This window comes from Cystobacter fuscus, assembly GCF_044360685.1.
GTDB lineage: Bacteria > Myxococcota > Myxococcia > Myxococcales > Myxococcaceae > Cystobacter > Cystobacter fuscus_C.
On record NZ_CP043491.1, the window covers coordinates 10531729 to 10554749 of the forward strand.

At 68.7% G+C, this 23021-nt stretch carries 20 protein-coding genes; 7 read left to right on the forward strand and 13 right to left on the reverse strand.

The window, feature by feature from the left end:
* Positions 1 to 9: 9 nt before the first annotated feature.
* Positions 10 to 594, forward strand: a complete 585-nt coding sequence (locus F0U63_RS43125; RefSeq protein ID WP_395840116.1) for a GAF domain-containing protein — start codon at positions 10 to 12, stop codon at positions 592 to 594.
* Between the two features lie 46 nt (positions 595 to 640).
* On the opposite strand, the gene F0U63_RS43130 is transcribed toward F0U63_RS43125, so the two are convergent.
* A complete protein-coding gene (locus F0U63_RS43130) occupies positions 641 to 889 on the reverse strand; it encodes a hypothetical protein (protein ID WP_395840118.1) in 249 nt (82 codons plus the stop codon).
* Between the two features lie 183 nt (positions 890 to 1072).
* Between F0U63_RS43130 and F0U63_RS43135 the strand changes: the two genes are divergently transcribed.
* Positions 1073 to 2896 carry an AMP-dependent synthetase/ligase gene (locus F0U63_RS43135; protein ID WP_395840121.1) on the forward strand — a complete coding sequence of 608 codons (1824 nt, stop codon included), beginning with the start codon at positions 1073 to 1075 and terminating at the stop codon, positions 2894 to 2896.
* A gap of 3 nt (positions 2897 to 2899) precedes the next feature.
* Here the strand turns inward: F0U63_RS43135 and F0U63_RS43140 are convergent, their stop codons facing one another.
* Positions 2900 to 3160, reverse strand: a complete 261-nt coding sequence (locus F0U63_RS43140) for a hypothetical protein (RefSeq protein WP_395840123.1) — start codon at positions 3158 to 3160, stop codon at positions 2900 to 2902.
* A gap of 87 nt (positions 3161 to 3247) precedes the next feature.
* Positions 3248 to 5059, reverse strand: a complete 1812-nt coding sequence (locus F0U63_RS43145; RefSeq protein ID WP_395840125.1) for a M48 family metalloprotease — start codon at positions 5057 to 5059, stop codon at positions 3248 to 3250.
* Between the two features lie 230 nt (positions 5060 to 5289).
* Here F0U63_RS43145 and F0U63_RS43150 point away from each other — a divergent pair, with 230 nt between their 5' ends.
* Together F0U63_RS43150 and F0U63_RS43155 are read left to right on the forward strand one after the other, a co-directional pair.
* Positions 5290 to 6873 (forward strand): bifunctional metallophosphatase/5'-nucleotidase, encoded by a 1584-nt coding sequence (locus F0U63_RS43150; protein ID WP_395840127.1) that lies wholly within the window; start codon positions 5290 to 5292, stop codon positions 6871 to 6873.
* Positions 6874 to 6961: 88 nt separating this feature from the next.
* A complete protein-coding gene (locus tag F0U63_RS43155) occupies positions 6962 to 7933 on the forward strand; it encodes an alpha/beta fold hydrolase (RefSeq protein WP_395840129.1) in 972 nt (323 codons plus the stop codon).
* Between the two features lie 3 nt (positions 7934 to 7936).
* Here F0U63_RS43155 and F0U63_RS43160 read toward each other — a convergent pair whose 3' ends face one another.
* Complete coding sequence (locus F0U63_RS43160; protein WP_395840131.1) at positions 7937 to 8320, reverse strand: hypothetical protein; 384 nt, start codon at positions 8318 to 8320, stop codon at positions 7937 to 7939.
* Between the two features lie 53 nt (positions 8321 to 8373).
* Complete coding sequence (clpP, locus tag F0U63_RS43165; protein ID WP_002622689.1) at positions 8374 to 8979, reverse strand: ATP-dependent Clp endopeptidase proteolytic subunit ClpP; 606 nt, start codon at positions 8977 to 8979, stop codon at positions 8374 to 8376.
* Between the two features lie 223 nt (positions 8980 to 9202).
* Between clpP and F0U63_RS43170 the strand changes: the two genes are divergently transcribed.
* A complete protein-coding gene (locus F0U63_RS43170) occupies positions 9203 to 9928 on the forward strand; it encodes a hypothetical protein (protein WP_395840134.1) in 726 nt (241 codons plus the stop codon).
* 9 nt (positions 9929 to 9937) lie between these two features.
* On the opposite strand, the gene F0U63_RS43175 is transcribed toward F0U63_RS43170, so the two are convergent.
* Positions 9938 to 11167, reverse strand: coding sequence for a nitrous oxide reductase family maturation protein NosD (locus tag F0U63_RS43175; RefSeq protein WP_395840137.1), 1230 nt, complete (start codon positions 11165 to 11167; stop codon positions 9938 to 9940).
* A 240-nt stretch (positions 11168 to 11407) separates the two neighbouring features.
* Positions 11408 to 12805, reverse strand: coding sequence for a class II fumarate hydratase (gene fumC / locus F0U63_RS43180; RefSeq protein ID WP_395840140.1), 1398 nt, complete (start codon positions 12803 to 12805; stop codon positions 11408 to 11410).
* 87 nt (positions 12806 to 12892) lie between these two features.
* Here fumC and F0U63_RS43185 point away from each other — a divergent pair, with 87 nt between their 5' ends.
* Positions 12893 to 13375 (forward strand): MOSC domain-containing protein, encoded by a 483-nt coding sequence (locus F0U63_RS43185; RefSeq protein ID WP_395840143.1) that lies wholly within the window; start codon positions 12893 to 12895, stop codon positions 13373 to 13375.
* A 3-nt stretch (positions 13376 to 13378) separates the two neighbouring features.
* Here the strand turns inward: F0U63_RS43185 and F0U63_RS43190 are convergent, their stop codons facing one another.
* Positions 13379 to 13975, reverse strand: a complete 597-nt coding sequence (locus F0U63_RS43190; protein WP_395840146.1) for a Uma2 family endonuclease — start codon at positions 13973 to 13975, stop codon at positions 13379 to 13381.
* Positions 13976 to 14337: 362 nt separating this feature from the next.
* On the opposite strand from F0U63_RS43190, the gene aceA reads away from it, so the two are divergent.
* A complete protein-coding gene (gene aceA / locus F0U63_RS43195; protein ID WP_395840149.1) occupies positions 14338 to 15624 on the forward strand; it encodes an isocitrate lyase in 1287 nt (428 codons plus the stop codon).
* Positions 15625 to 15737: 113 nt separating this feature from the next.
* Here the strand turns inward: aceA and F0U63_RS43200 are convergent, their stop codons facing one another.
* The 5 genes from F0U63_RS43200 to F0U63_RS43220 all read right to left on the reverse strand — a co-directional run bounded on the left by F0U63_RS43200 (position 15738) and on the right by F0U63_RS43220 (position 22991).
* Positions 15738 to 19109: an NACHT domain-containing protein gene (locus tag F0U63_RS43200; RefSeq protein WP_395840151.1), complete on the reverse strand. Its 3372-nt coding sequence runs from the start codon at positions 19107 to 19109 to the stop codon at positions 15738 to 15740.
* Positions 19102 to 20277, reverse strand: coding sequence for an RNA-binding domain-containing protein (locus tag F0U63_RS43205; RefSeq protein ID WP_395840154.1), 1176 nt, complete (start codon positions 20275 to 20277; stop codon positions 19102 to 19104). Before F0U63_RS43205 ends, F0U63_RS43200 begins: the two co-directional genes overlap by 8 nt.
* Positions 20278 to 20379: 102 nt before the next feature.
* A complete protein-coding gene (locus F0U63_RS43210) occupies positions 20380 to 20853 on the reverse strand; it encodes a hypothetical protein (protein ID WP_395840157.1) in 474 nt (157 codons plus the stop codon).
* A 3-nt stretch (positions 20854 to 20856) separates the two neighbouring features.
* Positions 20857 to 21714 (reverse strand): hypothetical protein, encoded by an 858-nt coding sequence (locus F0U63_RS43215; RefSeq protein WP_395840159.1) that lies wholly within the window; start codon positions 21712 to 21714, stop codon positions 20857 to 20859.
* Positions 21711 to 22991, reverse strand: coding sequence for a multiheme c-type cytochrome (locus F0U63_RS43220; protein WP_395840161.1), 1281 nt, complete (start codon positions 22989 to 22991; stop codon positions 21711 to 21713). The genes F0U63_RS43215 and F0U63_RS43220 overlap by 4 nt, the downstream gene beginning before the upstream one ends.
* Between the last annotated feature and the right edge of the window lie 30 nt (positions 22992 to 23021).

Here is a 23021-nt window from a genome sequence, read left to right on the forward strand (position 1 = left end):
GGGACAGCGATGTCGATCGAAGCGTTCGCCAAGGTGACCGAGGCAGCGAAGTTGCTGGTGGACCAGGGCTTCTCGGGCCCGGCGGTGGAATCGGCCATCGAGCTGGTGGGCCGTGCGCTCGGGGTGGAGCGGGCGCTGGTGTACGAGAACAGCACCGCGACGATGCCGGGCAAGCGCCTGTCGCCCCTGCGCCACGCGTGGGCCGCGGGCTCCATCACCCCGCTGATGCAGACCTTCCCGCTGCGCGATCAGATGGCCGGCTGGGTGGAGATCCTCTCGCGCGGCCAGCCCGTCTGGGAGCTGGTGCGCAACATCCAGGGGCCGCTGCTGGTGAACCTGGAGGCCCAGGGCGTGCAGTCGGTGCTGCTGTGCCCCATCAACGTGGGCACCGTGAATGGCCGCTGGTGGGGCGTGCTGCGCCTGGATGACTGCCAGAAGGAGCGCCGCTGGTCCGCCGACGAGCTGAGCGCGGTGAAGACCCTGGCCCGCTCGCTGTCCAACGCGCTGCGCGCGGACCTGCGGCGCGAGGAGCTGGCGCGCACCCGCCAGGAGCTGCAGACGATGATGACCCGCTGCGCGACGGGCACCCGCTAGAGCGCTCGGCTCCCTCATCGGCTCCCTCAAGGGCCGCCGTGAAGGCTCAGCGGCGATCGCGCCGCAGATCCGCGAGCACCTGACGCAGATACCAGGCCTCGGACTTGCCGGGATGGCGCTCCTGGAGGCCCGCCAGATGCCGCGCGAGTGACTTCTCCGCCTCGTCCCGGGGCAGGCGCACGCTGAGGAAGTACTGGGTGCGCAGATGGCCGGCCTCGTTGCCCGACAACATCCAATAGAGCACGCCGAGGCACAGCACCGCGCCGACGACGAGGATGATGAGTTCCCTGTCCACGCGCTGAAGCTAACGCGAGTCCCCCTCCCACCCCACCTTAAAGTCCTTGGCGCCGCGATGACTGGGGCTCATCCGCCCCGTGTTCCGTGCGAATCCCGGACGGGGCTCGCGTGCCTTCCAGCCCCTCGTGGGGCCTCGTTATCGGTCCCGGTTTGACGCGGAGCGTAGTAGGTTCCGCCGCTCATGAGCGACAACGCGCAAATCAAGGAAATCGTGGGTAAGGGGCAGGTCGCGCTCGCGCCCGAGGCGCATCTGCTCCAGCCGCTGTTGGAGCACGCCCGCCTGCGTCCGGACCGGGTGTTGTTCTCGCGCCGGGTGGGAGAGCGGTTCGAGCCCATCACCGCCGCGGAGGCGGTGCGCACGGTGCGCGGGCTGGCGCGGGGCCTCATCGCCCTGGGCGTGGAGCCGGGCCAGCGCGTGGCGTTGATGTCGAAGACGCGCGTGGAGTGGCCGCTGATCGACTACGCCATCCTCGCCACCGGCGCCACCACGGTGCCCATCTACGAGACGTCCTCCGCGGAGCAGGTGGAGTGGATCCTCCACAACAGCGGAGCGGTGGCGGCCTTCTTCGAGACGGACGCCCTGCACGCCCACCAGCGCGCGTGCGCGGAGCGGCTGCCGGACTGCCGTCACACCTTCGTGATCGAGAAGGGAGCGCTCGAGGAGCTGCGGCGGCAGGGCGAGGGGGTGGAGGAGGCACGGCTGGAGGAGCGGCTGTCGCGGTTGCGCGCGGAGCACCTGGCCACCCTCATCTACACCTCGGGCACCACCGGGCGGCCCCGGGGCTGCGAGCTGACGCACGGCAACCTGCGCGCCAACGTCCTGCAGGTGATGGAGCATGCCCGGGACGTCATCACCGAGCAGGATCGCACGCTCTTGTTCCTGCCCCTGGCGCACGCGCTGGCGAAGATCTTGTTCCTCGCCTCCGTGGAGAAGGGCCTGACGGTGGCCTTCGCCAGCAGCCCCAACAAGCTCGTGGAGGAGCTGTCGCTGGTGAGGCCCACGTGGTTCGGCACGGTGCCGCGCGTGCTGGAGAAGGTGTTCCAGACGGCGAGGCAGAAGGCCGAGCAGTCCGGCAAGGTGCGCGTGTTCGACCTCGCCACGGACGCGGCCGTGCGCTACTCGCGCGAGAGCGTCGGCGGCGGGGCCTCGCTCCTCACCCGGCTCCAGCACGGCGTGTTCGACCGGCTCGTGTACCGCACCCTGCGAGGCATTCTCGGCGGCCAGCTGCGCTTCATCGTGTCGGGAGGCGGACCGCTGCCCGAGCGGTTGAACCACTTCTACCGGGGCGTGGGCGTGCAGGTGCTCGAGGGCTACGGCATGACCGAGACGAGCCCCGTGCTCACGCTCAACGCGCCCGCGGCCGCCCGGCCCGGCACCGTGGGGCAGCCCGTGCCCGGCACCACCGTGCGCATCGCCGAGGACGGGGAGATCGTCGTCAAGGGCCCGCAGGTGTTCCGGGGCTACTTCCAGAACGAGGAGGCCACGCGGCGCACCGTCAGCCCGGACGGGTGGTTGCAGACGGGAGACCTGGGGAGCCTGGATGCCCAGGGCTTCCTGCGCATCACCGGCCGCAAGAAGGAGATCCTCGTCACCGCGGCGGGCAAGAACGTGGCGCCCGGCCCCCTGGAGGATCGCATCCGGGAGAACCCGCTCGTCAGCCAGGCCATGGTGGTGGGCGAGGGCAAGCCCTTCGTCGCCGCGCTCGTCACGCTCGACGCCGGCGCCTTCAAGCAGTGGGCGAAGAAGAACGGCAAGGAAGGCCAGACGGTGGAGGCGCTCGCGGAGGACCCCACGCTGCGCGCCGAGGTGGAGGGCGCCATCGAGGCCGCCAACCGCTCGGTGTCGCGCGCGGAGTCCATCCGCAAGTTCGTCATCCTCCCCCAGGACTTCACCCTGGAGCGCAACGAGTTGACGCCCACCCTCAAGGTGCGCCGCCACGTCGTCAGCCAGAACTACGCCCAGGTGATCGAAGCCCTGTACGCCAAGGGCGGCGGCGGCGAGTGACGGCTACGCGATGATGCCCGGAACGCCCGGAGGCTGCTTGTTCGGATCCGGCGGCTCGTGAATGCCGGGCGGTTTGATCTCCGGCTCGGGCGTGCGGCCCGGCTCGGTCACGGGCGGCTCGCGCCGGGGCGGCTCGATCTCCGGCGTCTGGGGCTTGGGCGGTTCGATCTCCGGCGGAGGCTGCACGGGCTCCTCACGCGGAGCCTTCCTGGGCTCCGGCTCCTTCACCGGGGCCCCCGGCGTGGTCGTCGGCTTCTCTGGCATGTACCCCTCCTCGAGAAACCAAGCTGCGCATTCCCGCCCGCGCTGGGAACGAGACGAGCGGAACGAGCGCTCGTCCGCCCGCCCGCTTCAAGCATTGCTGCGCTGGATGAGCCGGGCGTACTCGAGCGAGGGCACCTCGAGCGTGATGAGGTCCGAGGCCTGCTCGTAGCGGCGGACCTTGAAGGCCTTGTGCGGCTGGAGCGCGTGCGTCTGGCAGACGGGCACCTCGATGGTGATGTCGCCGTCGTCGCTCAGCACCCCGCCCACGTGGAAGCGCGTCTGCACGTGGCGGCAGATGTCGCCCCCACAGAGGGCGCAGCAGTGCGGCAGACCCAGGCGCGAGAAGGGAGCACACACCGTCACCGCGTCCCCCACGTGCTCCACCTTCACGGGCGCCAGGGGTGCCAGGGCCTCCTCACGCTCCTCCTCCCGGACACTCCACGCCTCGTCCCGCGCCACCGCGAGCCGCGCGCACAAACCCTCCACCGCCTCGACGCCGAGCCGTCCCTCCAGCACGCCCTCCACCAGGGCCGTGGGGTCCACCGGCTCCCCCTCGCGCTCCAGCCGCAGGGGCTCTCCGGGCGAGGTCCTCCACACCATGCCGTGCTGGGCGAGGATGCTCGCCAGATACGCGCTCGCCGCGTGGCTCACCACCTCGAGCACCCGCTCGTCACGATCCGGCGCCCGGTAGCCCACCAGCCGCGGCTGGATGGCCTCGGCGAAGGGCCCCCACGCGGCCGCGTCCTGGAGCAGCTCCACCACCCGCGCCAGACAGAAGCCCGGCACCCGGACCTGCACCCGGCTCGCCGTCTCGTTCCACAACACGCTCCAGCGCGCGCCCGCCTCCGTCCACGACATGAGCTCCACCGCGTGCGGCCACAGCCGCTGGGTGAAGCAGCGCTCCAGGGCCTCCACGTTCGACAGGAGCGAGGACGCGGGCGCCTCGTCCACGGGCACGTCCGGCAGATCGAACCGCTCGGCGAAGGCGACGCGCTCGTCCAGGCTCGGGTGCGAGTCATACGGGCACGGGGTGCGCTCGGACGCCGCGGCCGTCAACTCCCCCAGGCTCTCGCGCCAGGCGGCGCTCGCGAGGTAGCGCCGGTAGCCCTCGAAGAGGTTGTCGGGCACCACGCCCCGGTGGGCCAGGGGCCACACCTCCTGCTCGAGGAAGCGGCGGTAGCCCGCGGCGTGCAGCGCCTCCCAGCGCAGCCCCGACACATGCGCCTGTTTGCCGGCGATGCGCACGCTCCAGCCATCCGCCACCAGTTCCTGCTCCCGGCTGAGCGCCTGGGTGAGGCGCAGGAACGTCCCGCACATCCACGCGAGGGGCCAGCGCAGGAGCGCGTGCTCGTCCCGCCCGAACAACTCCAGGGAGCGCGCCATCGCCTGGCGCGTGGCGCACAGCACGCCCATCAGCCGCGTGTCCCCGCCCTGGAAGTGGCCGAGCTCGTGCGCCACCGCCGCGCGCAACTGCGACACGTTGTCCACCGCGAACAGCCCCATGCCCAGACACATCACCCGCCGGCCACCGAGCCCCAGCACCCCGCCCACCTGCGACACGTAGGCGTTGACGTCGGCGATGAGGTAGAGGTCCTCGGGCATGCGCGCGTCCATGCGCCGGGCCACGTCGCGAATCATCGCGAACAGCCGCGGGTGCTCGGCCTCGGTGAGCAGCAGACCCGGAGGCTCGAAGCGCTCGAGCCGCGGAACCAGGCTCCAGAGGAGCGCGCCCCCCGCCGCCACGCACAGCACGGTGAGCAGCGTGTGCAGGCGGGGGCCTGCTTGCAACACATAGGGCAGGGAGAGCAGCCCCAAGGCGAGCCCGATCATGCCCACGTAGAACAGCAGCAGCAGTCCCACGGCGAGCAAGCCGCGACCTATGGACGAACGGATTCGCATGGCTTTGTCCTCCCCGGGCTCCAGTCTACAACGGCGGAACAGGAGACGTGCGAACCCGCTCCGGGTCCGCACGAGAAGCCAGACTCATGCGCCACATGCTCCCCCGTTCACGCCCCCGTCCCCTCGCGTCCCTCGCGGCCCTGCTCGCCTCGCTCCTCTGCGCTTGTGCCCACCCGCCTGGAGGACAGCCATCCACCACGCGGGCGGGAAGCGGCGCCGCCGGGAGGACCGTGCTCGCACGCATCCTCGCCATCAATGACTTTCATGGAAACCTCGCGCCGCCGCCGGGCTCGGCGGGAGAGGTGCGCACCGGCCGGCTCGTGGAGGGCAAGCCGGAGCGGGTGGAGGCCGGAGGCGCGGCGTGGCTCGCCGCGCATCTGTCCCGCCTGCGCGCGGAGCCCTCGGCGGCCCCCCCCGTGGTGGTGTCCTCGGGAGATCTCATCGGCGCCAGCCCGCTGCTCTCCGCCCTGTTCCACGACGAGCCCACCATCGAGGCGATGAACCTCATGGGGCTCGCGCTGCACGGCGTGGGCAATCACGAGTTCGACGAGGGCACCGCCGAGCTGCTGCGCATGCGCAACGGCGGCTGTCACCCGGTGGAGGGTTGCCAGGGCCGGGAGCCCTTCGCGGGCGCGCGCTTCGAGTTCCTCGCGGCCAACGTGATCGACGCGAAGGGCGCCACGCTCTTTCCCGCCTACGCGCTGCGCGAGTTCGAGGGCGTGAAGGTGGCCTTCATCGGCATGACGCTCCAGGGCACGCCGGAGATCGTCGACGCCACCAGCATCCAGGGGCTGCGCTTCCTCGACGAGGCGGACACGGTCAACGCGCTCGTGCCCGAGCTGAGGAAGCAGGGCGTGCGGGCCATCGTCGTGCTGGTGCACGAGGGGGGAACACAGAACGGCCCCGGCGCCTCCTATGACGGGTGCGAGGGGCTCTCCGGCCCCATCGTGGACATCGTCCACCGGTTGGATCCCGAGGTGGACGCCGTCCTCAGCGCCCACACCCACCAGGCCTACAACTGCGTGCTCGACGGCAAGCGCGTCACCAGCGCGTCGTCCTACGGACGGCTCATCACCCACCTGGAGCTCGTGCTGGACGCGGCGAGCGGCGACGTGGTGGACAGCCGCGCGCACAACGTCATCGTCACGCGCGAGGGGGCGGGAGACCCCGAGGTGGGGGCGTTGGTGGAGCGCTATGAGCGGCTGAGCGCGCCCCTGCGCGAGCGCGTGCTCGGGCGGGCGGAGCAGACGCTGCGCGGACCGGATGCGCGGCGGTGGCCCTCGGGAGAGTCCCCGCTGGGCAACCTGCTCTCGGACACGCAGCTCGCGGCGACACAGGAGGCGGGCGCGCAGGTGGCGTTCATGAACCCGGGGGGCATCCGCGGTGAGCTCGCCGCGGGCGACGTCACCTATGGCGAGGCCTTCACCGTGCAACCCTTCGGCAACTCCCTGGTGACGCTCACGCTCACCGGCGAGCAGCTGCGGCGGCTGCTCGAGGAGCAATGGGTGGGCGACCACGTGCGCATCCTCAACCCCTCGCGCGGCTTCACCTATACGTGGAAGGACTCGGCGCCCGTGGGCCAGAAGGTGGACCCGGCCAGCCTCCGGCTCCACGGCGCCCCCATCGAGCCGGCGGGTCACTACCGCGTCACGGTGAGCAGCTTCCTGGCGGGGGGCGGAGACGGCTTCCGCGTCTTCACCCAGGGCACCGAGCGCAAGGGGGGACCCACGGACCTGCAAGCCTTGGAGTCCTGGCTCAAGGCACAATCTCCACTTTCCGCGCCAGAGACAAACCGCATTACCCGCGTTCCCTAGTCCACTGGCCAACACCTCCGTCGAAAAAGGATGACACTTGCCACATCCGCCCCGAGCACGGCGGGGAGGGAGGTGCCAGATAGCGTCCATGCGTTTCTCGCGTCTCGAAGTCCTCGGGTGGGCCCTCTTGTGTGCGCTGGTGGTCGCATGTACCCACCATGCCTCCTCCGGCGCGTCCCAGCCGCTCGACACGGGTGAGCACCAGCAGGTCGTCAATGGCGTGCGGCTGTACTACCGCGTGGCGGGCGAGGCCCCCCGCCGGCAGGCGCCGGTGCTCTTCCTGCACGGAGGCCCTGGCTACAACAGCTACAGCTTCGCGCGGCTGATGGGCGCGCGCCTGGAGAAGGGCCAGCGCATGGTGTACCTGGACCAGCGCGGCTGCGGCCGTTCCGAGCGCCCCTGGGACAACACCTACTCCCTGGAGGTGCTGCTGCGCGACCTGGAGGCGCTGCGGCAGGAGATGGAGGTGGAGCGCTGGGTGCTCATGGGCCACTCCTTCGGCGCCACGCTCGCCCTGGAGTACGCGGCGCGCTACCCCGAGCGCGTGGTGGGCGTGGTGTACGTGAGCGGCATGTCGGACGCGGCCTTCTCCTTCGCCACCTGGAAGCAGGAGCTGGAGCGGCTGCACCCCGGGCGCATCGCGGTGACGGATCCCGCGGGCAGCGCGTCCGACTATGCCCAGGTGATGAAGGCCCTGCGCGGCCTGGATGCCCAGGCCTTCTTCAACCGGCTGCAGTTCCACGACGCCGTGTACCTGCAACAGCAGGAGGCGGTGGACATGGAGAGCGGCCTGCGCAACACGGGCGAGCTGTCGCGCACCCTGTTCGCCACCGAGCTCACCCAGTACCGCTTCTCCCAGCCCGAGCGCGTCAGCGCGCCGGTGCTCGTCATCGGCGGCCGCTACGACTCCTCCATCGGCCTGCCCAGCCTCAAGGCCCTGGCGGCGTCCCTGCCCCGCGCCACCTTCCTCGAGTACGAGAAGAGCGGGCACTTCCCCTATCTGGAAGAGGCGGACCGCTTCGAGCAGGACGTGAAGGGCTTCCTGGCGTCGCTGCGCTGAGGCTCACCGGCCGGGGCCACCCCCCGTGTCGCCCGGGCCGCTCCCGCCCGTGGCCGTGTCGCCCAGTTCGGTGGCACCCACCACCCGGCGCTGCTCCGCGTCGAACGACAGGTCCAACAGCCGGCCCGAGCCCCGCGGGGCGAGGCCGAAGCGGATCCGCCAGTAGTTGGGGCGCACCTGCGTGGCCTCGGCCACCTCCGACACCTCATAGCCCTGGGTGACGGCGTAGTCGCGGCTGAGCCGGATGGCGTCGTCGTACCCCACCTCCTGCTGGACGGTGGAGGGCGTGTCCGGAACCATGCGGCGCTCGGGCGTGCGCACGGCACAGCCCAGGCCCAGCAGGGTGGAGAACGACACGAGGGCGACGACGGAGCGGAGAGGGGCCATGGCCGTTCAAAGGTGGACATGGCCCCGCGCGCGGCGGACCCTCTGCTCCCGCGCTAGCCCTTGGAGGGAGCGGGCGAGAGGATCTGCTTGGACACCACCTCGTCGATGAGGCCGTACTGCCGGGCCTCCTCGGCGCTCATGAAGTAGTCGCGCTCGGTGTCCTTCTCGATGCGCTCGATGTTGTGGCCGGTGTGCTTCACGAACAGGCCATTGATGTACGAGCGCAGGCGGAGGATTTCCTTGGCCTGGATGTCGATGTCCGACGCCTGGCCCTGGGCCCCACCGAGCGGCTGGTGAATCATGATGCGCGAGTTGGGCAGCGCGTAGCGCTTGCCCGGCGACCCGGCGAGCAGCAGCAGCGCGCCCATGGAGGCCGCCTGCCCGATGCAGATGGTCGACACGGGGCACTTGACGTATTGCATCGTGTCGTAGATGGCCAGGCCCGCCGTCACCGAGCCTCCCGGCGAGTTGATGTAGAGGCTGATGCCCTTGTCGGGGTCCTCGGACTCGAGGAAGAGCAGCTGGGCGACGATGATGTTGGCCACATCATCATTCACCGGCGTGCCCAGCATGACGATGCGGTCCTTGAGGAGCCGACTGTAGAGATCGTAGGCGCGCTCACCCCGATGGGTGGTCTCGATGACGAGGGGAATGTTCATGGCGCTCCAACACTAATCCGCTCCGGTGCCGGACGCCCCAGCGTTCTTCGTGGACCGTGCGCCAGCCCACGCTCGGCCCCGCCGCCTCCCGGGCCGTTCGACGAGCAGGCAGGGGTGGACCGGGGAAAACGGGGGTGGAGACTGGCCGAAACCGCCCCCCCCTCCCCATTTTCTGGTTTCCGCACCCGAGGGGAGGCACCACATGGGTCTGTTGGGGGAAGTGATGGGAAAAGCCGTCGGCACCTTGTGGGGGCCTCCGTTCCGAGCCATCGCCGAGCGGCGTCACGCCCGCTCCCTGCATGCCGAGGGCATCTGCCTGCGCGCCGAGGTCCTTCCCCTGCTGGCCGGCCCCACCCTCTTGAGCGTGGGCCAGCGCCTGGCGGGCCCGGCCCTGGTGCGGCTGTCCACCTCCATGTGGCGCAACGGCAAGGAGTGGCCGGACATCCTCGGGGCGGCGGTGCGCTTCCTGCGCGAGAACCACATCACCGAGGACGCCGTGCCCGGTGACCAGGATCTGCTCTTCAGCACCATGCGCCACATGTGGACGATCGCCCCCGCGGTGCTCTCCACCCGGGTGCACGACTTCCTGGAGAACGACTACTACGGCATCGCGCCCTTCCGGGTCGAGGGCGTGGGCCGGGTGAAGCTGCGGCTCACCTCGCCGCGTGACGCCGCGCCGCGCCAGGGCTCGCGGGTGGAGCGGCTCCAGGAAGCCATGAGCACCGGCACCGCTGTGCTCACCTTCGAGGCCTGCTCGCTGGACTCGAACGCGCCCCACACCTGGCGGCCCCTGGCGGAGATCTTCCTGCGCGAGGAAGTCACCCTGGACCCGGAGCGCCTGCGCTTCAGCCCCTTCCGCGACGGGCTCGGCATCACCCCCACCGGCTTCCTGCACCACATGCGCCGCTCGGCCTACCAGCAGAGCCAGGTGGGCCGCACCGGGCACTGACCGGCGGCGTCAGCCCTCCAGGAGGGAGTCCGCATCCAGACGCGTGAACCGCTGCCACTCGGCGAGTCCATGCGTCTGCCCCAGGACCCCCGCGTCGAACAGGCCCCCCGTGGAGTAACGGTTGAGATTCATCTGGAGCCCTGGCCGATCCAGCCCCAACCGGACGAGCCGGGCGGCGATCATCGTGTTCCCCAACACCTCGACGCCACGGCTGATGCCGTCGCCGCCCTCGCCGAGGCTCACCGCGAAGCCCCTCGTCCGCCCGATGGTGTTGTGGAGGAGCTGCACATCGCTGGCGTTGCTCACGCGGATGCCGACGGCATCATTGTTCCTGGCCCGCTCGGGGTGGATGTCGCGAATGGTGTTGTCGCGCACCACGATCCGGCTGGGGTCCGGCATGCCCTCGTCCTTCAAGCCGCCCACGCAGATGCCCCCACCCGCCTCGGAGATGAGGTTGTGCTCGATGAGCACGTTCCAGGCCGAGTAGTGGACGAGGATCGCATCCCCTCCGCGCCAGCCGCCTTCGCAGCAGCGGAAGTTCCGCATGCGGTTGCCGCGCACGATGATCTCATGGCTCGTCTTGATGCTCACCGCGCTGCCCAGAGTCGACTCGAGGGTGTTGTCCTCGATGAGCACGCCCCGGACGGGCCGCGTCCGCCCGTCGTCCGGCTGGAGGCACTGCACCGCGTCACCCGAGGTGTCGTGGATGTGATTGCCGCGCAGGGTGATGCCCTGGGAGGTGGCGTGAATCACCACGCCGTGGCAACCGTGACCGGCCTGCTCCCGGTGGAAGTCATGGATGTGGTTGTTCTCGATGAGGACGCCGGCCGCCCCCTCGCGGGTGGAGAGGCCGCAGCCCGTCCCGCCGTGCACGTCGCAGCGAGACAGACACGAGCCCTGGGTGGCATGACTGAAGCTGACGGCGCAGGCACTGCTCCCGGCCATGTCCAGCTCGAGGCCCTCGATGCGCCAGTGGGGCAGCCGCACCTGGATCAGGGGGTGCTCCGGATTGCTGGCGCGCAGCTTCGGCATGCCCTCGCCACGCAGGAGGATGGGCGCCTCCGGGGTGCCTGCCCTGGCCAGGCCCTTGTCCAGGACGAGATGTTCCTCATAGGTGCCCGCCCGGATCAGGATGACGTCACCAGGGCTCGCGGCGCGGAGCGCCTCGCGGATGCTGGGGAAGGGACGGGAGGAGGAGCCGTCATGCGCGTCCGATACACCCGGGCGCCTGGGACTCACGAACCACCTCGGAGTGCCCTCTTCCGCCAACCTCCCCGCGAGGGACCCCCGCTCCACGGGCTGTCGCTTGCCGCTCTCGATCATGTCTTCCCTCTCCGGGCATTGCTCGCCCTGCTCCGCGCCTGGCGCTCTCCCGACAGAGGGCACCAGGCGTGGGCGTGACGGCGATGGAGGACCCGGAACTGGAGCCCCCCTGAAACCCAGGCGAGAGGACGAGTGGCCGCGCGTGGCGGACGGGGCCTACAGGTTGCCGGTCATCTTCTCCGGGCGCACCCACTGATCGAACTGCTCGGCGGTGAGCAGGCCCAGCTCCACGGCGGTCTCCTTGAGCGTCTTGCCCTCCTTGTGGGCCTTCTTGGCGATCTTCGCCGCGTTGTCGTAGCCGATGTGCGGGTTGAGCGCGGTGACGAGCATCAAGGAACGCTCCAGGTTCTCCTGGAGCCGGGGCCGGTTGGGCTCGATGCCCACCGCGCAGTGCAGCCGGAAGCTGCGCATGCCGTCGGCGAGCAGGCGGCAGCTCTGCAGGAAGTTGTGGATGATGAGCGGCTTGAAGACGTTGAGCTCGAAGTTGCCGGACGCGCCGCCCAGGGAGATGGCCACGTCGTTGCCCATGACCTGGGCGCACAGCATGGTGAGCGCCTCGGACTGGGTGGGGTTGACCTTGCCGGGCATGATGGAGCTGCCCGGCTCGTTCTCGGGGATGGTGATCTCCCCGATGCCCGAGCGCGGCCCCGACGCGAGCCAGCGCACGTCGTTGGCGATCTTGAAGAGCGCGGCGGCCAGGCCCTTGAGCGCGCCGTGCGCGTGCACCAGCGCGTCATTGGCCGCGAGCGCCTCGAACTTGTTGGGCGCGGTGACGAAGGGGTGGCCGGTGAGGCGGGCGAGTTCCTCGGCCACGCGCTCGGCGAAGCCCTTGGGGGCGTTGAGGCCGGTGCCCACGGCGGTGCCTCCGAGGGCCAGCTCCGACAGGTGCGGCAGCGTGGCCTCCAGGTGCTTGCGCGCCTGCTCGAGCTGGGCCACGTAGCCGCTGAACTCCTGGCCGAGCGTGAGCGGCGTGGCGTCCTGCAGGTGGGTACGGCCAATCTTCACGATGTCCCGGAAGCGCTCGGCGCGCTCGGCGAGCACGTCGCGCAGGGCGATGAGCTCGGGGAGCACGTTGCGCACCACGGCCTCGGCCGCGGCCACGCTCATGGCGGTGGGGAAGACGTCGTTGGAGCTCTGCCCCTTGTTGACGTCGTCATTGGGATGAACCCGGCGCGCCTCGCCGCGCTCGCCGCCCATCAGCTCGGAGGCGCGGTTGGCCAGCACCTCGTTGACGTTCATGTTCGTCTGGGTGCCGCTGCCCGTCTGCCAGACGATGAGGGGGAACTCCTCGTCATGCTGGCCGTCGAGCACCTCGTTGGCGGCCTTCACGATGGCCTCGCCCTTGTCGCGGGGCAGCGAACCATTCTCCTGGTTGACGATCGCGGCGGCCTTCTTCACCAGCACCAGGGCGCGGATGAGGGCCAGGGGCATGCGCTCGGTGGAGATGGCGAAGTTCTGCCGGCTGCGCTGCGTCTGTGCGCCCCACAAGCGGTCGGCCGGCACCTCGATGGGGCCGAAGGTGTCTTTCTCGATGCGAACCTTGTCTTGACTCATGAATGGATGCCTCCTCAGCGGTGCGATAACACCGTGGACGCGCGTACGTGTTGCGGCGGCGCACGCGGCGGCACAGGATTGCGGGAAGTGGACACTCCTTCCGGCACCATCCGCGCCCTGCTGCTCGCCCAGGAGCGGGGAACTCCCATGAAGCGCGTCCCCGAGGCCCAAGCGGTGGAGGGCCGGGGCTTCGTGGGAGACCGTCACGGCAAGAAGAAGCCCAACGGCAAGCGCCAGCTGCTGCTGCTGGACGCGGCATCCTCGGAGGCCCTGCGGCTGTCGGTGGGCGAACTCAAGGAGAACGTCGTCCTCTCCGGCGTTCCGCTGGAGTCACTGCCCGCGGGCCAACGGATGGCGCTCGGCGCCGAGGTGGTGGTGGAGCTGACCGAGCCGTGCGTGCCGTGCTCGAAGCTGGAGCGCATCCGCCCGGGCCTGCTCAAGGAGTCCTGGGGCCAGCGTGGCCAGCTCGCCCGGGTGCTGCGCGGAGGCACGGTGCGCGAGGGCGACGAGGTGCGCCTGCTCGACGTCAACCCGGACGCGCCCCGCCCCATCCGTCCCAAGCTGCCCTGAGGCTCACCGCGCCCAGAGCGCGCTCAATTCCAGCTCCAGTGCCTCGAAGGGTTCGGCGCGCACCCGCGCCTCGCCCACGTGCGTGCCCAGGACGAACCAGCCCCCGAGCTCCCGCCGGTACACCTCCAGGGTCTGGAGCACCGGGTCCACGAGCCACAGGTGCCCGACTCCCTCACGGGCATACACCGTCATCTTCCGGGCCCGGTCCAGCGCGGCCGTGGATGGGGAGAGCACTTCACAGACCCAGTCTGGTACGAGGGTGAAGGCCGCCACATGGGGCATCTCGGGCATCCGCTTCCGGCGCCAGCCCGTGAGGTCCGGCACCACGACGTCCTGACCCAGGTGCAGTTCCGGCGCATCCAGGAGGACCCAGCCACCCGGCCCACCCCGCCCTCGATCGAAGGGGCCGACCAGCTCGCCTCCCAGCAAGGACGCCGCCCGAGCGTGCGGAGAGGCTGGCCGGGGACACACGAACAGCTCACCTCCGATGATCTCACCCATGACGTTGGGTGGAAGCTCCTCCAGCGCCGCGTACAACGCCTCCCGCCGTGAACGCGGGTCCTCCATGGCTCCGAGATGCAGTGGCCTCTCTGGTGACATGGGCGCTCCCCTCCCCTGCTTCGCGTATTCCGAGTGCATGCGCCCATCATGCACCTGACCTCTGACGTCATGTCGCGGTCCTGGACGCGAAGCGCCTCCGAGCACCCCCGCGAGACAGCCCGTCCCCTGGGGACCTTCCCCGGGTCGGTGGATTTACAGTTTTAATGGCCGTCCTGTTGACAGCCCTACATCCCCGTCAATTGGTTCGGGGGGGTCTTCCCTTTCACTCGGGGGAGGCGCACATTCTGACGCGCTGCGCTTTTTACAACGCACCACGACAAAGGCCTCGGCCTGCAGGACAGGGGCTGTTCACCCGGGGTCTTCGCCGTCCCACCGCTCGCAGAGGAAGACAGGAGCCCGACATGTACGACGCCCTGACGATGAAGAACGACGCCTCGCCCCACGCCAGGCTGCATGCCCAGCGGTTCGAGGGCATCAAGCGCACCTATTCGGAAGCGGACGTGGACAAGCTGCGCGGCTCCATTCGCGTCACCCACACCCTGGCCGAGATGGGGGCCCGTCGGCTGTGGGAGCTGTTGCACACCCAGGACTTCGTGGCCGCGCTCGGCGCGCTCACGGGCAACCAGGCGGTGCAGATGGTGCGCGCGGGTCTCCAGGCCATCTACCTGTCGGGCTGGCAGGTGGCCGCCGACGCCAACACCGCCGGGCAGATGTACCCGGACCAGAGCCTCTACCCGGTGGACAGCGTGCCCAACGTGGTGCGCCGCATCAACGCCGCCTTGCGCCGCGCGGATCAGATCGACCACTCCGAAGGCAAGAAGGACGTGCACTGGTTCGCCCCCATCATCGCGGACGCGGAGGCCGGCTTTGGCGGGCCGCTCAACGCCTATGAGTTGATGAAGGCGATGATCGAGGCGGGTGCCGCGGGCGTGCACTTCGAGGATCAGCTCGCCAGCGAGAAGAAGTGCGGCCACATGGGAGGCAAGGTGCTGGTGCCGACGAGCCAGTTCATCCGCACGCTCACGGCGGCGCGGCTGGCGGCGGATGTGATGGGCGTGTCCACGCTGCTGGTGGCGCGCACGGACGCCGACAGCGCCAAGCTACTTATGAGCGACGCGGACGAGTACGACCATGCCTTCATCGACCGCAAGGCGGCCCGCACCGCCGAGGGCTTCTACCAACTGCGAGGGGGAGTGGACTGCGCCATCGCCCGGGGCCTGGCCTACGCGCCGTACGCGGACCTCATCTGGTGCGAGACGAGCACCCCGGACCTGAAGCAGGCGAAGAAGTTCGCCGAGGGCATCCACGCGAAGTACCCCGGCAAGCTGCTCGCGTACAACTGCTCGCCGTCGTTCAACTGGAAGAAGCACCTGGACGACGCGACCATCGGGAAGTTCCAGCGCGAGCTGGGAGCCATGGGCTACAAGTTCCAGTTCGTCACCCTGGCGGGCTTCCACGCGCTCAACCACGGCATGTACGAGCTGGCGCGCCAGTACAAGGACCGCGGCATGGCGGCCTACTCCGAGCTGCAGCAGAAGGAGTTCGCCTCGGAGAAGGACGGCTACACCGCCACGCGCCACCAGCGCGAGGTGGGCACCGGCTACTTCGACAAGGTGGCCGAGGTCATCTCCGGCGGCAATGCCAGCACGCTCGCCCTGAACGACTCCACCGAGGCGCACCAGTTCTGAGCCGGAGCGGACGGATGGGGAGCAGTTCCTCCCCATCCGTCGCGAGAGCCTTCTGGCGCGTGGGAGCAAGCGCACCGAAGGCAGATCCGTCAGACGGGGTCATCGCGATCTTCCTAGCCAAGACGCTGCAGTATTTTCAGGAGCCGATCCCGATGCCGCTTCACTTCCTGCCGCATCTGCTCCGGAGAGGAGATGTTCAGTCCTAACGCCTCCGCCAGCTTCTCGGTGGAGTTCTCCCCACTCACGAGTAACCGCAGGGAGGCCCTGTCCCCTTCATTCAGGTGCTTCTCCAGGCGGTCCACCACACGGGATACCTCCACGAAATCCTCCAAAGCGTCCCTTGGAGACGACTGCCCGAGTTCGACAACGCTCGCGAAATTCTGCTCGCGCTGGGCCCGCAAGGCCCCCAACCTGAGCTGATCCCACACCCGATGCTTCGCCTCTCTCGTCAGATAAGTCACCAGACGACCCCTCTGGGGGTCGTACCGGTCGGGCTTCGCTAGATAGGTGAAGATCACATCGATGACGGCATCATAGGCCGTCTCCGCATCGCACATCAGCTCAGAGCGTAGAAAGCCCTCGATCTGGTTTGCGAAAGACTGAACGAGGTCAGTCGGGAGCAATGGGTCCCCTTGAAGTGCCCGGTCGTGTAACTCTCCATCCTCATTTACCAGAGGAACCCGTCTTGGTGAAAAAGCGGGGTCGAGGGTAGACTCGATGAATTCTATGAGTTCTTCCGCGTGCGCGTGGACCTCATCTGGGAAGTGCTCGCGCTCCATTGCGAGGAGAAAAAATGCTTCCTCTCGCACACTCTTGTTGCCATGAGAAAGACCTTGACGGATGGCATGCCGAACAACCTTGGCTTGAACTACATCAAAGGTACTTGGGTGAGAGCGCTTTGAGCGCAAGACCCTGATGGTTCGTATGACGGGCCTCAGCACCTCTGCCCGAGAACTGTTCAGCAGCAGGTCGAGCGTCTCGTCGCGTCTGTGTTGGTCGCGGGATGAAATGAATCCCGCCAATGCGGCACTGCGGACTCTGGGCTCCTGGTCATCGACCAGCAAGGAGAGCGTTTCCCAATCCATTGGGTCGCCACCCATGATGATGCCCCTGGCGACATGAACTCTGACCGCACTGCTCCGCGCCGCCGCGGCCAGTTGAAGTGCTTTGCGCGAGCGCTCGCCACGGAACACGCCTAGCGCGAGAATGGCCTTCCCCTGTGTGGGGTCCTCATACGCGGAGACGTTGCTCAGCAATTCATCCAGGATCCGTTCCGAGAACTCGGTCAGGGCCAATTCACGCAGCAAAGGCAGGGCGATAGTCTCTGGCACGGATTGGAGCCACGCCACCACGGCCCTGGCGATCTCCGCTTGTAGGGAGGGCGGAAGGATGTCGCCAGCTTCGCTGGCCAGTAGCGCCGCGAGGTAGACCTGCTTCCTCTCGGGTTGCTGGGAGCCGCTCGCCTCATGGAGCAAGACCCGACGGACGAAGCGCTGCGTGGCCTGAGCCCGTTTCTGGATGAGCGCCATGTAGCCCACGCCCAACCGGATGACCTCCTCCCAACGGGGCTCGAAAAGGTGCTCGAAGGCGACAGACTCGAAGTTCTCCGCCGAAAGCAGCCCCACGGCGGTGAAGAACTCCTGGAAGGTCAGGTGGAGAAAACCCCATTGGCCCGCTCCGCGCTCCAGTAGGATCTGCACTTCCCGGCCCGCGCGATCCAGGAACTCCCTCGCGGAGCGTTCCGCTTCAGAGGGCTCCACTCCTGTCCGTTCCTGACTGGACTGGGAGAGGACGCGAATGACGAAGTCCTCGGGAGCCACTCCCGTGGGCCAGTCCAGGTGCAGTCGCAGCGCGAGTTCCCCGAGGATGGGGATGGCCTCTTCCTCGTAACGGATGTCCCGGGTGGACGTTCCACTCGCGACGACCCGGCGGGCCTGCCCCCATGTCTCGCACAGGGTCCGCGCGAAGATCTCATATGCCTGTACCCGGTGACGGGGCAGGCGCCCCTCTGCCCGGTGAATCAAGGCCAGGGAGGACAAGAGGAAGGGATTGCGGGCGAGTTCCCTCAAGCGGGAACTGGCGAAGAGCGCTTCCAGGAGCCGCTCCGCATCCTGGTCAGCTCCCGACTCGTCCGGCACTCCCTCGTTCTCCCACTGGCGGCAGGCACGCGCGAAGGCTCGGACATAGCGGCGGATCTGATCGTCCTCGAAGCCGCCGAGTTCCACTTCCACGCCCTCGGGGAGAGCGAAGCCGGAGTAGCCCACCCAGCGAGCGGAAACAACGAAGCGGTTGCTGGGATAGCGGGCGCAGAAGGACTCGAGCCAGCGCAGGACACCACTTCGCTCCTCGCCCTGGACCTCATCGAGCCCATCGAGCAGGAGCAGGCACTCGCCCGCCTCCAGCGATCCTTCGAGGAAGGGCCTCAGCTCAGCCTCGTCTCCCACGCCACGGTCCTGAAGGTAGACCACGAGCGCGTCGAGGACGGAGCAATCCTCTCCCAGCCGGGAGCGGAACTGGGCCAACCGGCCGACGCTGACCAGCACGGGAAGCAGCCGCTCCTCGGTGCCCATCTGCTCGGCCCAGGAGAGCGGTCCCCCCGAGGCGAGCACCGCCAGCCAGCGCGATACCGTGGTCTTCCCCGAGCCGGGATCTCCGAGCACCACCAGCGCCCGGTGTCTCCGCACGAGCCTCGCCAGCGATTCAAGCGGAGTGGCGACCTCTTGCCTCTCGACGTCTGGCGCTCGGGTCGCATGAGCCCAATCCGGGCCTCGTTCAACGAGTCGCCGGGCCTCGGGTGGGATGAAGACCTCGCGAATATCCAGACTGGGGGGCTGCTTCTTCTGGAGCGGAAAGCCAACGTAGCGCAGCCGGCGGACTTCAGGGCTGTCGGCGTACCGCCGGAAGGACTGCCAGTGTTTCGCATCCGCGAGGGGCCCGAAAATCCCGGGAGTCGTTTTCGCGGCCAAGCTCGTGGGAAAGACATACGTGACCAGCCCATCGCGGACCCATGTACCCAGGGGAGCGAAACGCCGCCGCTCGGTGTCCGTCAGGGCCAGGTACACGTCTTCCGTGATGGCGATTCCCTGGGCGGGTGTGGCACGTGCCAGCTCTTCGCACCGGGAGATCTCCCGGGGTGCCAGTTGCTCCATGTCCGAAGTCCAGTCGACCCGGGCGGCGTGCACCGCGAGCCGGACGGTCATCGACAGGTCCACGATGGCGCGCTCCCGGATGGCCTCCGCGGCCGAGAGCGCATTCATGATGACCGCGTGCGGCTCATCTGCCTGGACGAGCAACAGCACGTCGTTCTCGCGCCAGCGCAGGGGCTGGGCCGCGCCGAGCTTGTCGGCGACGTACTCGACCCCCGCGATGTAGCGATCCCGCTGTTGAAGCGAGTCCTCCGCCACGTCTTCCCGCACCACCTGGACGAAGGCGAGCAGGAGTGGAGTGCCCTCGGGCGTGCCCTCCCACCAGGGCGTTTCAGGCATGGCCGCCTTCCCCAGCCAGTCGGAGCACGACGCGGAAATGGCCGTTGCCCACACTGAACTCGGGGGGCGGCAGCTTGCGCGCCTTCATCTGGCGAATCATCTCCGGAACACCCATGCCCAGGTTCTCGCGGCGGCGCGCCCGGGCAAGCAGCCCCGCCAGGACGGGGTTACGGCGCTGGCTGATGCCACCGATTCGGATGCCCTCGAGAGTGAGTTGGTTGAGCAGTTCCCCCGGGTTCACGATCTCCACCCGGTCGTCGAAGACGTAGATGCGCACCTGCGATGCCGCCCGGTAGTCGCGATGGGCCACGGCATTGAGCACGGCCTCTCGCAGGACCTTCTCGGGAAGGCCCTCCTCTATCCGCTCCAGTCCCTCCACATGCGAGGGCGAGCGCACGTTCTTCTTGAGGAAGGTCACCGCGTCATCCACCTGGTCGAACAGCCTGCCCGTGATTTCCTTCCGATCGACGAAATCGGACGTCAACTCCGTGCCCTTGACCAGCACCGCCGAGATGCGGGCATCCAGGAACCTACGTTGGGGCTCCCGTCCGAAGAGCAGCATGCCGGTGACGGTCGGCGTTCCCGTGGCATCCAGGCACTGCAGGGCCGAGAGCAGCTGCCGCCCACTCGCCTCATCGGGCTCATCGTAGAGGATGGCGAGGAAGACGCGGATCGCCTCGGGGTCCAGATCCTCGAAACGGGAGCCGGCCACGGGCTCCTCGTCGAAGTGGTAGTCAGCCGACTCGAGCAGGCGGCGCAGTTCGTCACGCCGGGCTTCCCGGGACTGGTTCGCATCGCGGACGTAGTACTTGCCCGCCGCGTGGTACGGGCGCTCGGCGCTGAAGCGGGGAACCTCCACGACCAGGAGTGTTTGACCTTGGAACTCCAGCTTCTGGAAGGAGCAGGTCAGCGGAGGCTGGATGCTTTGACAGATGTTGCTCACCTGGAGCATCAGCTTGTCCACCTGTTGAGGAGTTCCGGCACCACTCACCATCCCGTCATCCTCCACGCCGAGGAACAGGAGGCCCCCCTTGGTATTCGCCATCGCGGTGATGGCCTTGGCGATGTCCTTCGAGTCCACCTGGTAGTTGTTCACCACGGTGCTCTTGAACTCGGTGACGGTGTCCTCACCCAGTTTCAACCGCTGCTCCAACTCCTCGAAAGTCATGGTGGGGGGCATCTTGCCCTGCCCGCCTATTCGACGACAGCGCGCAGTGCGGCATCCGTCGTCCCCTTCCCACTTCCGCGTCGGCCTTCCACGGGCCGGGCCTCAGTCCCCCCGGGCGGGATTCAGGCGCTCGTCATACGGCCGGGAGCCGGAGGGCTCCGCCGAGACGAACGCGAGCTTCGTCCACCCCTTCTGGTTGGACTTGAGCCGGGCGACCACGCGATAGCAGGTGATGGCCGTCCGCTTGGAGAACTCCTCACCATTCTTGGCGTTCATCGCCGTGGCCGTCGCCTGGGGCACGTCCTCGACCTCGACCGTGCCGACGACTCCCGTGCGCGCGCGAATCGCCGGATCCTTGGGATCGCACGGCTCGGCGTAGATGAGGCCGGGCGAGTCCGCGAGCACTCCCGCGGGCGCCACGTGCAGCTCGAGGACCCGGCCGGGCCGCGCCTTGCGCAGCTCCGTGAAGCTCTTCACCCGGACAGGGGCCTCGTCCTTCTTCGGCGCGTCGGCGCCCACCGGCGCCGCGCCCAGCAAACACACTCCCACCACCATGCAGCGCAGCAGCCTGGACATTGCTCAGCCCTCCTTGGAGGCGTGGACGAGCGAGCCTGCTCCGAGCGGGCCCTGGTCCTGGGCGACGTTGCGCATCAGGCCCCACATGCCAATGGCCGCGAGCACGGAGATGTCCGCGAAGAGCAGGGGGGCGAAGACGGGCGCGCCGTAGATCATCTGATCGCGCAGCGGCACGTTCGTGTGGTGCAGGTTGGCGAGCAGGTGCAGCGCGAAGCCGAGCACCCCCACCGCCGACTGCACTCCCATCATCCCCAGGGTGAGCCACAAGAAGCCGCGCGTCGGACGCAGCATCGCCACCAGCAGGAAGCTGGTGCCAAAGGCAGCCGTCACCACGGGCACCCACTCCGTCGCGGAGAAGAAGCCATTCTGCGCATGGTCCAGCAGCGACAGCCCCAGGTTGCCCACGCTGCCACCCAGCGCGAGCATCACCACCCAGCTCGCCCACGCGGGGCCCATCGGCTCCTCCATGCGGTTGAGCAACACGAGCAGCCCCAGCCCCACGTAGGAGAGCGGGGCCACGAAGGGCGCGGTGTAGACGAGATCGTGCAGCGACTGACGCTCGAAGAAGGCGCTGTGCAGGTGCAGGATCATCCCGGCCACTCCCACGCCGATGGAGCCCAGCGCCACGGCCACGTCCACCGCCCGGGTGCGCGCCCACAGCCGCCCGGAGACCAGTCCGGGCAGCAGCAACAGCGGCGCCACCACCGAGAAGACGACAGGCACCCACTCCGCGGCCAGGGCGAAGTCATTGGCCGCGTGCGCGAGCAGGATGTCCACGCCGAGGAAGGCCAGGTTGCCCAGGGCGAACGCACGCGCCGCGAAAAAGGGCGTCACGGCGCCGAGCCGCTCCCGGAGCGTCATGGTCTGGCATCCCCCGGCTTCACCGGCCCGGAGCCCCCCTTGCCGCCCTTGGTGCGCAGCTCCTCGGCCATGGTGTCCAGTTCGTTGCGCAGCCGCGCCAGCTCGTAGTTGCCGTGCCACTGCACGAAGTCCGCGCCGCCCATGTAGGCACCGTGCTTGGCCGTGCGGCCGAAGTAATGCCAGAGGTCGAACTCGACGAACTTGATGGGGTGGTTGAAAGGCTTGTCGTCGAGCAGCCCATCCTTGCGCAACGCGGCCACCACGGCCTGCGCTTCCTTCACCTTCTCATTGGTGCTCAGCAGCACCTTCTCCGCGATGCCGTAGAAATTCTCCACCTGGGAGTGCGCATGGCACTTCAGGCACACCTCCTTCATCTGCAGCTCGCCCGAGTTGCCCTCGGGGCGGCGCGTGGAGACGGGCGCGAAGAGGAACCAGGACAGACGCTCGCTCGGGTTGTGGGTCACCTTCAGGCCCTCCAGTCCGCTCATGTGGCAGGTGGTGCAGGTGGGCGCGGGCATGTCCACCGTCGTCAGCTGCTTGGGATGGGCGTTCAGGTTGAAGGACTCCCGCTGCGCGGTGAAGATCACGCCGTGCTTGGACTCCTCGAAGATCTCGATCTGCGAGTGATCCGGTCCCATGTGGCACTGGCCGCAGGTGCGCGGCTCGCGCGCGAGCGCCACGGAGGAGGAGTGCCGGGAGTGGCACTCGGTACAGGTGCCGAAGGAACCGTCCGCGTTGGGCTTGCCGATGTCATGGCACGCGTCGCAGCCACCGACCGTCGCCGCCTCTCCCTCCATCTCCCCCACGGGGTGGGCCGGGCGCTTGATCCACCCGGGATGGAAGCGCTCGCCCAGCGCGATCTGCTCCGGCGAGAAGCCCTGCGTTCCCCGCACCGCCGCCCAGGAGGGCCCCGCGTGGCGGCTGCGCTCGTACTGCTCGTACTCGGTGGCATGGCACTGGGCGCAGTTCTTCGCGGTGAGGGAGCGCGCCAGCGTGAAGCCGCGGTGCTCCATGGGATCCTGGCCCTCCACCGGCTTGTGGCAGTCCAAACAATTGACGCCCCGCTCCGCGTGGCGGCTGCGCTCGAACTGGTGCACCACGGCGGAGGTCTCCCGCGCGTGGCACTCGGCGCACTTGCCCGTGGCACGCACCAGGTCGGCGCTGGGCTGCGCCGTCTCCACCGAGGGGCGTCGGGAATTGACCAGCAGCGCGGCGACGATGATCGCCGTGCCCAGCAGCACGGCGATGAACACGGACTTGAAGCTCACCGAGGGCATGTCACTCCTGCACGAGAAAGAGGGGGAGGC

Excerpts from the sequence above, each read along its gene's own strand:
- F0U63_RS43220 (WP_395840161.1), bottom strand. The coding sequence starts at position 22,991 with ATGCCCTCGGTGAGCTTCAAGTCCGTGTTCATCGCCGTGCTGCTGGGC.
- F0U63_RS43160 (WP_395840131.1), bottom strand. The coding sequence starts at position 8,320 with ATGGCCCCTCTCCGCTCCGTCGTCGCCCTCGTGTCGTTCTCCACCCTG.
- F0U63_RS43135 (WP_395840121.1), top strand. The coding sequence starts at position 1,073 with ATGAGCGACAACGCGCAAATCAAGGAAATCGTGGGTAAGGGGCAGGTC.
- aceA (WP_395840149.1), top strand. The coding sequence starts at position 14,338 with ATGTACGACGCCCTGACGATGAAGAACGACGCCTCGCCCCACGCCAGG.
- F0U63_RS43190 (WP_395840146.1), bottom strand. The coding sequence starts at position 13,975 with ATGTCACCAGAGAGGCCACTGCATCTCGGAGCCATGGAGGACCCGCGT.
- F0U63_RS43125 (WP_395840116.1), top strand. The coding sequence starts at position 10 with ATGTCGATCGAAGCGTTCGCCAAGGTGACCGAGGCAGCGAAGTTGCTG.
- F0U63_RS43210 (WP_395840157.1), bottom strand. The coding sequence starts at position 20,853 with ATGTCCAGGCTGCTGCGCTGCATGGTGGTGGGAGTGTGTTTGCTGGGC.
- clpP (WP_002622689.1), bottom strand. The coding sequence starts at position 8,979 with ATGAACATTCCCCTCGTCATCGAGACCACCCATCGGGGTGAGCGCGCC.
- F0U63_RS43140 (WP_395840123.1), bottom strand. The coding sequence starts at position 3,160 with ATGCCAGAGAAGCCGACGACCACGCCGGGGGCCCCGGTGAAGGAGCCG.
- F0U63_RS43215 (WP_395840159.1), bottom strand. The coding sequence starts at position 21,714 with ATGACGCTCCGGGAGCGGCTCGGCGCCGTGACGCCCTTTTTCGCGGCG.
- F0U63_RS43200 (WP_395840151.1), bottom strand. The coding sequence starts at position 19,109 with ATGCCTGAAACGCCCTGGTGGGAGGGCACGCCCGAGGGCACTCCACTC.
- fumC (WP_395840140.1), bottom strand. The coding sequence starts at position 12,805 with ATGAGTCAAGACAAGGTTCGCATCGAGAAAGACACCTTCGGCCCCATC.
- F0U63_RS43170 (WP_395840134.1), top strand. The coding sequence starts at position 9,203 with ATGGGAAAAGCCGTCGGCACCTTGTGGGGGCCTCCGTTCCGAGCCATC.
- F0U63_RS43205 (WP_395840154.1), bottom strand. The coding sequence starts at position 20,277 with ATGACTTTCGAGGAGTTGGAGCAGCGGTTGAAACTGGGTGAGGACACC.
- F0U63_RS43145 (WP_395840125.1), bottom strand. The coding sequence starts at position 5,059 with ATGCGAATCCGTTCGTCCATAGGTCGCGGCTTGCTCGCCGTGGGACTG.
- F0U63_RS43155 (WP_395840129.1), top strand. The coding sequence starts at position 6,962 with ATGCGTTTCTCGCGTCTCGAAGTCCTCGGGTGGGCCCTCTTGTGTGCG.